At 48.4% G+C, this 11,429-nt stretch carries 13 protein-coding genes; 8 read left to right on the forward strand and 5 right to left on the reverse strand.

Annotated elements, in window-relative coordinates:
* From LLG96_00175 to LLG96_00190, 4 genes are all read right to left on the reverse strand, one after another.
* The coding region (locus LLG96_00175; GenBank protein ID MCE5248611.1) for a hypothetical protein at positions 1-186 on the reverse strand (186 nt) is incomplete at its 3' end.
* 481 nt (positions 187-667) lie between these two features.
* Positions 668-1,120: a hypothetical protein gene (locus LLG96_00180; protein MCE5248612.1), complete on the reverse strand. Its 453-nt coding sequence runs from the start codon at positions 1,118-1,120 to the stop codon at positions 668-670.
* A gap of 104 nt (positions 1,121-1,224) precedes the next feature.
* A complete protein-coding gene (yidD, locus tag LLG96_00185; protein ID MCE5248613.1) occupies positions 1,225-1,554 on the reverse strand; it encodes a membrane protein insertion efficiency factor YidD in 330 nt (109 codons plus the stop codon).
* Positions 1,533-1,886 (reverse strand): hypothetical protein, encoded by a 354-nt coding sequence (locus LLG96_00190; protein ID MCE5248614.1) that lies wholly within the window; start codon positions 1,884-1,886, stop codon positions 1,533-1,535. The genes yidD and LLG96_00190 overlap by 22 nt, the downstream gene beginning before the upstream one ends.
* A gap of 534 nt (positions 1,887-2,420) precedes the next feature.
* Between LLG96_00190 and LLG96_00195 the strand changes: the two genes are divergently transcribed.
* Entirely contained in the window at positions 2,421-3,683 is a 1,263-nt protein-coding gene (locus LLG96_00195; GenBank protein ID MCE5248615.1) for an ArgE/DapE family deacylase, read from the forward strand.
* A gap of 115 nt (positions 3,684-3,798) precedes the next feature.
* Here LLG96_00195 and LLG96_00200 read toward each other — a convergent pair whose 3' ends face one another.
* On the reverse strand, positions 3,799-4,311 hold the full coding sequence (locus LLG96_00200) for a cyclic nucleotide-binding domain-containing protein (protein MCE5248616.1): 513 nt from the start codon (positions 4,309-4,311) through the stop codon (positions 3,799-3,801).
* 260 nt (positions 4,312-4,571) lie between these two features.
* Here LLG96_00200 and LLG96_00205 point away from each other — a divergent pair, with 260 nt between their 5' ends.
* From LLG96_00205 to LLG96_00235, 7 genes are all read left to right on the forward strand, one after another.
* Complete coding sequence (locus tag LLG96_00205) at positions 4,572-6,362, forward strand: tetratricopeptide repeat protein (protein ID MCE5248617.1); 1,791 nt, start codon at positions 4,572-4,574, stop codon at positions 6,360-6,362.
* A gap of 13 nt (positions 6,363-6,375) precedes the next feature.
* The gene (locus LLG96_00210; protein MCE5248618.1) at positions 6,376-6,774 is read left to right on the forward strand and encodes a secondary thiamine-phosphate synthase enzyme YjbQ; all 399 of its coding nucleotides are present in this window, start codon (positions 6,376-6,378) and stop codon (positions 6,772-6,774) included.
* A complete protein-coding gene (locus tag LLG96_00215) occupies positions 6,774-9,215 on the forward strand; it encodes a hypothetical protein (GenBank protein ID MCE5248619.1) in 2,442 nt (813 codons plus the stop codon). Before LLG96_00210 ends, LLG96_00215 begins: the two co-directional genes overlap by 1 nt.
* Positions 9,216-9,327: 112 nt before the next feature.
* Positions 9,328-9,597, forward strand: coding sequence for an HU family DNA-binding protein (locus LLG96_00220; GenBank protein MCE5248620.1), 270 nt, complete (start codon positions 9,328-9,330; stop codon positions 9,595-9,597).
* Between the two features lie 118 nt (positions 9,598-9,715).
* Positions 9,716-10,162: a D-tyrosyl-tRNA(Tyr) deacylase gene (gene dtd / locus LLG96_00225; protein ID MCE5248621.1), complete on the forward strand. Its 447-nt coding sequence runs from the start codon at positions 9,716-9,718 to the stop codon at positions 10,160-10,162.
* Positions 10,159-10,770 (forward strand): Maf family protein, encoded by a 612-nt coding sequence (locus LLG96_00230; GenBank protein MCE5248622.1) that lies wholly within the window; start codon positions 10,159-10,161, stop codon positions 10,768-10,770. Before dtd ends, LLG96_00230 begins: the two co-directional genes overlap by 4 nt.
* A partial coding sequence (locus LLG96_00235; GenBank protein MCE5248623.1) for a helix-turn-helix domain-containing protein occupies positions 10,767-11,429 on the forward strand: 663 nt, incomplete at its 3' end. The genes LLG96_00230 and LLG96_00235, both read left to right, overlap by 4 nt.

Raw genomic sequence — 11,429 nt, forward strand, 5'->3', positions numbered from 1 at the left:
GACGGTGAATACACGGTGCCCGAGGCATGCATCTCCCGAAAAGCCGGCGAGACGCCGCTCCATCTCTCTGACCGAATACGAATCGGGTACCACGGCGCACACAGGACCCGCAGCGAGCGGTGTCCGGCTGAGGAGCTCTTCGATGTTGGCCGCTGGGTCGGGGCCGGTGTAAACGGTGAGGTTCATATTCTTTGCCTTAATTTCGGAGCAGTATGAAATCAGTCACCCTGATCCGCCGGAACACTCCGGCAAAACTACATGGTGACGTATTGTATGCTGCGGAAAATACCATGGTGTTGAGTAATTGTGATACAATTTTTGCGCATGAAATATACATCGTTGCCGCTCATGGTAAAAGTATAACCTGAAATGCCCGAAAAAAACATCTTCACGATACGGTTATCAACCGTTGACGGACGATCGTCGCGGTAACAATCACCGGAAACAAGCAATCATGAGCCGGTGTAGATTTAACATAAAATGTTGTTGTGGGGATAGTTACGCGGTATTTTGCATATCAGGGGCAGTGCCCTGTTCGGAACATGTATGCAGATCATACCGTCTGCAAGGGAACACACTACGATACTGAACAACGGAAGGCCGGTATTTGAGAGCCTGTAAAAAAAACGGCGGCGTTCGGAAAACGCCGCCGCAGTAGTAATCAATCCTAAAGTTTCACCGCGATCTGTAACCCGAATGACCCGAAACTTGTCGTGGACCATCCGGTTATCTGGAGATATATCCGTTCAGTTGCCAGCGCAGTGAACGTGTAGGGGTCGGTTATATAGTGGGAACCGCCAGAAACAGAATATCTGGTTATATAATCCGGTCTGAAAACAGCCACCTGTACATAACCGTTGTAATTTTTCGATGGAGATTTTGCGTCGTCCAAATACAGAATGTACGTCTGATTGGCGATGGCATCGAAATAATACCACCGTTCCTTGCCTGCATCCAGCGTTCCGGATACCATGGGGCCGCCCACGACCAGGTGAATAGCTTTGCCGGGTGATGAACCGGAGTCGGAGGTGCTGCTCCCGAAAATGCTGTTGTCGCATGACAGAGAACTCATGATGGTACATACGAGAGCCGTACAGATCAGGATAGAGTTTAATCGCATAAGGTATCCAATAGACCAGAAAGATGTGAGTGATTTCGCGGTTATTTCCGTGGCGGACGGACCGATGGCAGCAGGACATTTCCAACCCGCATCGTCCGGAAAACTCAGGGTACCGGATCATAGGTGCCAGGCGGGACACTCTGTCTGCATGAACTAATCCGCCTGACCGTTAAAACCAGCCCTTTCCTGATACCATACCGCCTGACCGCTTCAACCGAATACCGCGAACATGTGGGTTCGTATCTGCATTTGATAAAACCTGATGTGCCGAAATGAGAGCAGCGGTGATACAAACCCACGCCCTGTATATATAACCGTGCGCTCACCTGTTTTCCGGGGCTTCTGAACGAATCGGCGAATCCGAGGAAAAATGGGAGCATGAACATTAACAGCCAGAAATACGGATTGGTTTTCAGTTTCCGCAATGAGGGCATTTGGACATGGCCTCAAGACGTTTGTTTCCGCATGACGGGCAGGGAGAGAGCTTTCCTTTAGGTCGCGAGAAAAAGTATATGATCAGACCGAGAGGGCCGGTAATGAGAACAAGAATAAGCCAGCCGACGGGGCTTCCGACCGCGCGGGCTTTTGCATCTTTAACAACCCAGACCAGTATGGCGATATTGATTACCACAACAGCGATGATGACAAATAATATCGATCCGCCACATGCCGCACATGCCGGATTGCTGCCGGATTCGGCGAAAGCCGGTATCAATGCGGTCAGAAATATAAAAATGGCGGTGAGGAACGTTGACATTTTTTGCATAGTAACTCCTTGTGATAATGTGACAATACCACCCGCAGTATGGGATATGCCGGTGAACCGGTGAACAGGAAAAAAACGTACTGTAAAACGGTAAAACAAAAAAGTCTTAACGGCTGCCGTTTATACAGTAATAGCAATGAATTAGAGCGTGAATGCATACATTTTGATATAAACGAGCCGCCTTGATGACTTTTATAGTTTTGTGCATAATAATTCCATTTATGATACCTACGCAAGTATTTTTTATCATATGTGTCATATCCCTGGGATTTTTTCATCCGGATGGAATTACATATCTGCCGGGCCTGACAATCTTTATGATGATTTGATCGGTTTTACGGAAAAACATATAACCCTATCTGTTCATGAATTTAGAGCGCGGATTTACGCGGATTTGTTTTTCGAACCTGACCGATGTAACATTGTATGGGTAATACAAAGAAAATGGAGGAATTTCAATATTACTTGACCGGCTCGTTAAGATTCAATATTCTATACAGTATTAAACATGACAACTCAAACGGAAGGCAAAACATGACACTGTTCAGCGAACACAAGAATAATGTTTCCCGGACAATCGAAAAATTAAAAGATCATGCTGCGGATGTTTTAATGGAGCTTATACGGTTCCCATCCGTATGCGGCGAGGAAATGGGAGCCGTTGAATATATGAAGGGTATGCTGGAATCATCCGGGATGAGCCCCCGGATAGTTCCCATGGACCCTTCGATTAAAAGTCACCCGGAATATACGTACTATACGAAGGAGCCCTCATGGGAAGGCCGCGGCAACCTGGTGACCGATTACGGCGGAGGGGGACAAGGACGGAGCCTGATTCTGAACGCCCATCTCGATATTGTGCCCGCGAAGGAATGGGCTGACGGCTATAACCCCAGACGCGAGGGTGATATCATCACCGGTCGCGGCGCCTGTGACGACAAGGGCGGTGTGGTGGCCGGATACCTTGCGCTCAAGGCTCTCAAAGAATGCGGGATCACAACGGCCGGCCGTTTGAGCCTCCATCACGTGATAGACGAGGAAACCGGCGGCAACGGGACACTGTCCCTCCTTCACGGCGGATATTCCGCCGATGCGGCAATCGTGGGAGAATGCACCGACAACGTGATCTGCCCGGCAAACCGCGGCGCAGTGTGGTTTCAGCTTTCCACGACCGGTATTTCGACGCACATGGGTGAGATCGAAAACGGCATATCCGCTATTGAAAAAGCTTTTCAGGCCATTGATATTCTGAAAGATTACGAACGGTACATGATCGAGAATTTCATGGATCATCCCTATTTCAACCATCTTGAACACCGCCCTATCCAGCTCTGCGTGGGCATGATCAGATCGGGCGAGTGGCCGAGCATGGTGCCTGACCGGTGTGAAGTGGAAGGCGGCATGGGATTCCTCCCGAACACGGATATCGACGATGTAAAAAAAGATATGAGACGGTGGATTCTGGAAAAAGGAGACGAATGGCTCCGCGACCATTTTGAAATCCGGTACGACAAGCTCCATAATGCGGCATACGAGGTTCCACCCGACCATCCTATCGTGAAAACCATGCAGGAAGTCGCTCCCGATGCCGGTGTATCGGACCGGATAGCCGGTTGGCCGGTATCCTGCGATGCACGGCTTTTCTCACGTGTTTCGGGCATACCTGCTATCTGCGTGGGACCGGGAAAGCTCAAACACGCTCATTCAGCGACCGAGCAGGTACCCCTTTCGGAACTGGTGAAAACCGCCAGACTCTATGCATTTACCGCGCTGGAATGGTGCGGCGTCAGTGAATGATACAGGGAGTAACATAAGCTGCACAGGAATCCCTGTTTTTTAGAATGATTCCGGGTAAGAGGGAGGATATTGCGGTTTTTTGAGAGAATACGCCGGATTAACGTGGTAAATTCCATTACTTCGAATCGGATTCTTTTTCTTCCTGGCTCATAATGTAATTCTGGAATTCACGGATACGGACATTGTGTTCCTGAATCCGGGCGGCAAGTATCTTGATGACTTTCCGCATGATATTGGTACCGAAACGCGGCTCGGTCTCGATAAGCCTGTTCAAATCGAGAGAGCGGATTGCGAGAAGGGCGCAATTGGTCATCGCGGTAACCGTTGCCGAGCGCTTCTCGTCGGTAAATACACCCATTTCTCCGATTGTTCCGATGGGATTTATCGTGGCGATCGTTCCGGAGCCTTTAATGGAAACCGCCAATTTGCCGATAAGAAGTATATACATTTCATCCGGATCCCCTCCTTCCTTGCAGAGTACACCGCCCTGAGGCATGTTTATTCTGCGTGAAATCGAGAGAATAAGTCGTTTATATCGGATTGACAGGTCTTCAAAAATCGGGATTTTCGAAAGAATTTCCAGCAGTTTGCGTATCTGTTCTCCCTTTTCGCCTTCAGCAAGCGCCATTTTCGTTCCTTTCCTTAAAATACTTACTGCATTACGCCTGATAGTAAGAATAAATAACATTAAAGTCCATGTCAATCAGTAAAAAAAAGTGATTTATATCACCGAAATGAAATATAAATATTATTATGATTGAAGTATGGTAAAAAAGTGGTGTCTTTTTTTTGATAAATTTCGTATAATTGTAAGTAACAAATAGAGATATATTTTCCCCGGAATCGTGATCATGAAAAAGCCTCCGGATGGCGCCTGAGATGTACGGTATGAATACATTTATAAAAATATGCGGATTGATCATAGTCCTCGCGACGCTTTCGACCGTCCCTGTTTCGGCGCAGGAATTCGATGAAAAGCTCGATAACGTTTCATACCTTCTCGATACGGGAAAGCCTGACAGCGCCGCGGTAATTCTGTATGACATGGTCGATTCGATCACCGGCAAACAGGACCGGGTCAGGGCGTTGTATTATCTTGCGGAAGCCACGGGACAGCTTGGGAGGTATGCCGAAAAGAAACATTATCTTTCACTCGCGTGCGAGCTGCCGCCCGATGTCGAATACGGCGATAAAGTTCGTTTCTCATACTGTCAGCTTCTCCTCGATACGGATGACCTGGACGGGTGCATAGCGCTGTCCAAAGACTTCACGCAGTTATATGGCACCTCGCCGCTGATTCCCGACATGCTCTACATGGCGGGGAATGCATATCTTGAGAAAAAAGAATACCAGCGCGCATCAAATGTTTTCAGCGATATTACCAAAAATTACCAGGCTTCACCAGCCGCCCATGAAGCGGTCATGAAAGAGGGCGTGTGTCTTTTCAAACTCGAATTTTATACCGGTTCCATCGAACGTTTTGAAAAGTACCTCGCCGAAACACCCGAAGGGCAGAATATCGACGAGGCCCTGTATTATCTCGGTCGCGCCTACGAGCAGAATCACCAGTCGGAAATGGCAAGCAGGGTGTTTAACAGGCTTGCGATCGAGTTTCCTTCTTATTCCGACAATATGGAAGCGTACATCAGGCTCGGGAAAAACCTGTTTGAATCGGGACGGTTTATCGAATCGGAAAATGCATTTCTGAACTACATAGCCAACACCCCGGAAAACGATAAAAATCATGACGAGGCGTTGTATTATCTGGAACGGATCAAATTCAAAACCGGGCAGTACACCTCAGAAATCCAGATAGCGGAAAATTTTATCTCTAAATATCCCGAAAGCCCGCGGACACCGCTGCTTCTGTTCGATCTTGCCAATTATTACCGCATGACCGGGCAGCCCCAGGAAGCAATCGAAAATTACTGGGTTCTCCTCAATAACAGGCTCTACAGCGCATATGTTGATTCGGCAGGCATTCTCATGGCCGATACCTATGTTTCGATGAATAAAAAAGACAGCGCCACCAGTTTTCTCATAGAACTGTCCAACCGTAAAAAAAATACCGCCACTGCCCAGAACATGCTTCTGAAGCTGGGCTCCCTTTATGAGTCATGGACGAACTATGATACCGCCATCGCATGGTATGACATCTCGCTTTCGATCGATATTTCGTATCTTGCCTCCGTCAGGGCATTATGGGGGGTTGCGCGGTGCTGTACGCAGATCAACCGTTGGCAGGATGCCGAAAAAGCATACAAGAGAATCATCAGCGATTACCCGAAAAATCCTTACATGATCGATATCCATATGGCTCTGGCGAACATGTTCTTCCAGGAAGGAAGGACCCTCGATTCCATCCACTCGGCTGAAAAAGCCCTGATATATGCCAAGACCGCTCAAAAACCGGACATCCTGTATTTCCTGGCACAACTCTATGAAGAAGTCGATGACGGCCACGCTCTTCAGCTCTATTCACAGATTTATTATAACACCAGAAATACAACGGAGCTCCGGAACAATGCTCTTTTAAAATATGCCGAACTTGCCGAACGGAAAGGCGACCGTGTTTCCGCCGTGAACGCCTATACGAAAATAATCAGCGAGGTGGCGGATTCAAGCTCGGTCAACAAAGCACGCAGAAAGCTCGACAGCATCAATATGGTCAAGCAATGACAGGAGCCGATCAATGATTGAGAGCTTCCGCGTCACTACTCGTTCACGGTCGGAACTTATCGACATTACCGACCAGGTTCGGGACATTGTATCGTCCGCGGGAATAAAAAACGGCGTTTGCCAGGTTTTCATTCCCCACACCACCGCAGGTATCACCATCAATGAAAATGCAGACCCCGATGTGAAATTCGATATTCTTGCCTCACTTGACCAGATTGTCCCCTGGCGAAACAACTACCGTCACAGCGAGGGAAATTCGGCAGCACATATAAAAGCATCCCTCATGGGTTTTTCGGTATTTATCCCGATCGATGACGGAAAACTTGTGCTCGGTACGTGGCAGTGTGTATATTTCTGCGAATTCGACGGACCGCGAACACGTAAAGCAGTGGTAAACATCACAGGTCATTGATGAAAGTCCGGTATTTCGTAGCCATCCTTTTCCTATACTTTTTCCCCTGTCAGGCGCATACCCAGGAAAATCCCGTCAGGAAGCTTGATTTCGAGGGATATGTCATTTCCGATTCGCTCGACTACAGCGCGGAATCGATCGATTATTATTTCGATGACCGTAAAGTGGTCATGACAAAGAATTCCACGATCAAGTATGTCGGGAGAACATTGAAAAGCTACGAGATAACCTACTGGCAGAATTACGAATACATGGAGGCAGCGGGCAGGCCTGATTCCACGGGCGCTCTGGTCGATACGCCGTTATTCGTCGACCAGGGAGGCGAAGAGCTGCGGGGTCTCACGATCAAGTACAATCTCCGCACGCAGGAAGGTGTCATCGCCCAGGGAAAGACAAAATACGAAACGGGATTCTATCATTCAGACACGATAAAACGCGTTTCGGATGATACCCTGTATGTGGCGAACGGAAGTTTCACAACCTGCGATATCGAGGATCATCCTCATTTTTATTTCGCGGGGAAAAAGATGAAATTCATCATTAAAGACAAGATCATCATAAAGCCGATTACCGCGTATGTCAACGATATCCCGGTCATGTGGTTCCCTTTTTATGTCTATCCCATCGCCCAGGGAAGACAGTCGGGCTTTCTCACCCCGCGGTACGGTTCCTCACGGCGTGACGGGAGATATGTATCCAACCTCGGATACTATTTTGCGCCATCGGAATTCTGGGACCTTCGCATGGCCGGTGTGCTGAGGGAACGTAACGGTTGGCTTGTGAAAGACTGGTTAAGCTACAACAAACGGTACAATCTCTCCGGTTCGGTTTTCGGATCGTACGAGGACCGTTCGGAGTCCGGCACGAAAGAATGGGAGCTCCAGGTATCGCACGTTCAGACTCTATCCCCCACCCTGTCGATAACCGGATCGGGGAATTTCCAGAGCATGGATTATTCTCGGTACAATTCCACCAATATGTACGAACGTCTCAACAGGGACATGCGATCCTCGCTGTCGATATCCAAACGGTGGGAAGAGAGCGGAAACAGTCTGACGACCACATTCAGCCACCAGAAAAATCTCGATACGGAAAACAGCTCCGTCGTTCTCCCAAGCCTGAGATTCAGAAAACCGAGAAAAGCGTTGTTCGGTAAACAGGACACTAAAAAACAGCGCCGAAAATACATGGAGCCGGAGAGTACCACGGAAAAGAAAGAACCGGCCTGGTATGAATCGATATATTATTCGTTCGATTCGGATTTTAAAAATTCCGGCGAGACCAGGCAGGAAACCATAAATCCGAATCCCGGATTAATCGATACCGTCGAAGTCTCCAAATTCGACCGTGAGATGAACATGTCGGCCGGGTTGTCGAGCTCGTTCAAACTCCTTGGCTGGCTTGTATCCGAACCGTCGCTCCAGCTTTCGGAGAGTTTCTCGGCCTCGAACAAATACGTCGCCGAAGAACGGTACCGTCGGAATGATAATCTGTCCGCACGGCTGGGGCTGGGGACAACGGTGTATGGCACGTTCAATCCTTCGATCGGCAGCCTGACGGGTCTCCGTCATGTTATCACGCCGTCCATTTCATACACGTACGGCAAGCGGCGGTCATTTTTTGGAGAAAACGCCGATGCATATTTCCGTTTCGATAAAAACGACCTCGACAAAGGCCGTGTGAACACTGTCAGCATAAATCTCAGGAATCTCATCCAGGCTAAAACCGTAAAAAATGAAAAAGAGAACAAGTTCGATCTGTTCGCCCTCAATTTCTCGTCATCAGCCGATTTTGAAAAAGACAAGCGGCCGATATCACCGCTTACGACCACGCTCGATTTTACGCCGCTCAAGAAATACATGACAACCCGGTTGTCCTCCAGCCATGATTTTTACCATGATGACGACAAATTCCATCTCACCAGCCCGTATCTCACGAATGTGAGCATAACCACCAGTGTGGGGCTTTCGCAGACGAACTTTGCATTCATGGGAAAATCCTCGCGGGAGTATTCGAGCAGTAATCTGGGGAGAGATGATTTTACTCTCGACGAGAAAATCGGCGGCGATGAGGATACATCGGGCGAAAGCGGCACCTCCTCGGGATTCAATCTGAGATTTTCGCATACGTACCAGATCAGAAGGGCAGGAAAAGATTCGAGCGGCAAATACAAGTATACAACGAGCAACAACATCAAACCGAACATCTCATTTTCTCCGACGAAGAATCTCTCGGTGAACTATTATCTGTACTACGATATCGAAGAAAAGAGCCTCATTTTTCACCGGCTCGTCATCAACAGGAATCTTCACTGCTGGGAGGCAAACATATCATGGATTCCCTCGGGAGTGAACGAGGGTTACTATTTCAAAGTAAACATAAAAGACCTTCCCGACATCAAAGTTGAACGAAGAAGAGGGACATCACAGACCAGTTATTGACAAAAAAATCGCGAAAACGTCCATTTTATGCTAATTTTCGCTTGACATGCATCCTTGCTGGAATTATTGTAACAACTAACGTGTACATACCTAACGCTAAGGAGGTGAAGCAATGACGAAAGACGAGCTCGTGGCCAAAGCAGCTCAGGATGCCGGCATTCCGAAAGTAAAGGCTGCTAAGGTGCTGGAATCCATCATCAAAAGCATTACCGGTGCTCTGAAAAAGGGAAACAAGGTGAGCCTGGTCGGATTTGGAACATTCTCCGTTGTCAAACGTGCTGCCCGTGAAGGCCGTAATCCGGCGACCAACAAGCCCATCAAAATCCCGGCTGCAAATGTTCCCAAGTTCAAACCCGGGAAGAAACTGAAAGAAGCTGTCTAATACAAATTATTAAACCATATACAAAAGGCAGTCTATTCGTCAGGTATATTCGATGGGCTGCCTTTTGCTTTGTTTGTCCTGGTGCCCGTATATCAGGGTTGTTGAACGGACATGATTCATGATCGGAGTCGTACAGAGAGTCGAACGGTGCAGTGTATCGGTTGATGAAAGTGTTGTCGCCTCAATCGGCCACGGATTGCTTATTCTCCTCGGTGTGCACCACGAGGATACCGAAAAGGATATACAGCTTCTTGCCCGAAAATGTATCGGGCTTAGAATTTTTTCCGATGACGAAGGGAAAATGAATCTTTCGGTCACGGATATAGCCGGAGAAATAGTCATCGTCAGCCAGTTTACCCTTTTCGGTGATGTGAAACGGGGACTGAGGCCCTATTTCGGAGAAGCCGCGGCTCCCGAAAAAGCAGTGGATTATTACAACCGTTTCACGGCGGTTCTCTCTGATAGCGGTGTGCCGGTAAAGGGGGGTATTTTCGGAGCTCACATGCATGTCGAGCTTGTGAACGACGGGCCGGTAACCATTGTGCTGAATACGAGGGAATTATAGTGTGTGAACTTGTGCTTGCTTCAAAATCCCCCCGCCGTCAGGAATTACTGAAACTCCTTGGTCATCCGTTTTCCATCATCATATCGGATATCGAGGAGAATGTGGTTGAGCATGAAACTCCCGCTCAGCACGTCGTACGGCTCTCGGAAAATAAAGCCCGGGCTGTAGGCGGCCGCCTCGAAAGCGGAATTGTCATCGGTTCCGACACCATTGTCGTCCTCGACAGCGAGATTCTCGGCAAACCATCGACGCCGGACGAGGCTGAGGAAATGCTCGGGAAGCTTCAGAACCGCACCCACCGGGTATTTACCGGTTTTGCCCTTTTGGATGTCACGAGCGGCCGAATGGTATCGGATTATGAAACCACGGAAGTGACGATTCGTGCGATGACACCATGTCTTATCCACCGTTATGTACGGACGGGAGAACCGCTTGACAAAGCGGGTTCATACGGTATACAGGGGTATGGATCAGCACTTGTGACATCGATCAAAGGGTGTTATTTTACAGTTATGGGACTTCCGCTGGCAAAGCTCATGGAATCTCTCCATGCATTTTCCGGCGGGAGATTTGGTTACTTTGGCATCAACACGGAGTCACATACATGATACCTCTCCATGAAGAGCTCAGAGCACTGCGGATGAAAAAGGGCGTTACGCTCGAACACATCTATGATGTCATGAAAATCAGCGTTTCCATACTCAGAAAAATCGAGGACGGAGATTTCTCTGTTGTTCCGCAGCCGTTTTTACGCGCTTTTCTCCGTGAATATGCCCAGGTCATCGGGATCGATCCCGAACGAGTCATCCTCAGATATGAAAACAGGATACAGTCAATCATCGAGCCGAAACCACCCGTTCAGCCGGTGATAGAAGAAACTCCTCCAAAACCGCCCAAAAAGGAATCCAAACGGCGGGAGAAACAATCAGAGATAATTATTCCCGAAAGAAAAGACGAGCCGCCAGTCGAAGAGCAGGGAGAACCTGTGCCGGTAATTTCCGCTGAAAGTCCGGCCACGGAAGAAAAAACCGGGGAGCCCACACTTTTTGATCTTTCTTCCGAAGCCGCCGTGGAAAAAACCGTTCCGGACGAGAAAATATCCCGGACAGAAACCGAAACACCCAAACAGGCAGAACCCGAAATCATCGAAAATGAAACGGTGCCTGCTCCCCGGCAGCTCAGGTCCGAAACCCACAAACGTCTTGAAATCGAGGAACCTTCGCAGACCAATACAGTCTATTTCGTCGTTTTTGTCGTAATCATAATT

Source organism: bacterium (genome assembly GCA_021372535.1).
Classification (GTDB): Bacteria; Latescibacterota; Latescibacteria; order Latescibacterales; family Latescibacteraceae; genus JAFGMP01.

What these genes read in the sequence shown, in the direction of transcription:
- LLG96_00215 (MCE5248619.1), top strand. Translation starts at nt 6,774, where the DNA reads ATGAAAGTCCGGTATTTCGTAGCCATCCTTTTCCTATACTTTTTCCCC.
- LLG96_00205 (MCE5248617.1), top strand. Translation starts at nt 4,572, where the DNA reads ATGAATACATTTATAAAAATATGCGGATTGATCATAGTCCTCGCGACG.
- LLG96_00190 (MCE5248614.1), bottom strand. Translation starts at nt 1,886, where the DNA reads ATGCAAAAAATGTCAACGTTCCTCACCGCCATTTTTATATTTCTGACC.
- yidD (MCE5248613.1), bottom strand. Translation starts at nt 1,554, where the DNA reads ATGCCCTCATTGCGGAAACTGAAAACCAATCCGTATTTCTGGCTGTTA.
- LLG96_00200 (MCE5248616.1), bottom strand. Translation starts at nt 4,311, where the DNA reads ATGGCGCTTGCTGAAGGCGAAAAGGGAGAACAGATACGCAAACTGCTG.
- LLG96_00180 (MCE5248612.1), bottom strand. Translation starts at nt 1,120, where the DNA reads ATGCGATTAAACTCTATCCTGATCTGTACGGCTCTCGTATGTACCATC.
- LLG96_00195 (MCE5248615.1), top strand. Translation starts at nt 2,421, where the DNA reads ATGACACTGTTCAGCGAACACAAGAATAATGTTTCCCGGACAATCGAA.
- LLG96_00210 (MCE5248618.1), top strand. Translation starts at nt 6,376, where the DNA reads ATGATTGAGAGCTTCCGCGTCACTACTCGTTCACGGTCGGAACTTATC.
- dtd (MCE5248621.1), top strand. Translation starts at nt 9,716, where the DNA reads ATGATCGGAGTCGTACAGAGAGTCGAACGGTGCAGTGTATCGGTTGAT.
- LLG96_00220 (MCE5248620.1), top strand. Translation starts at nt 9,328, where the DNA reads ATGACGAAAGACGAGCTCGTGGCCAAAGCAGCTCAGGATGCCGGCATT.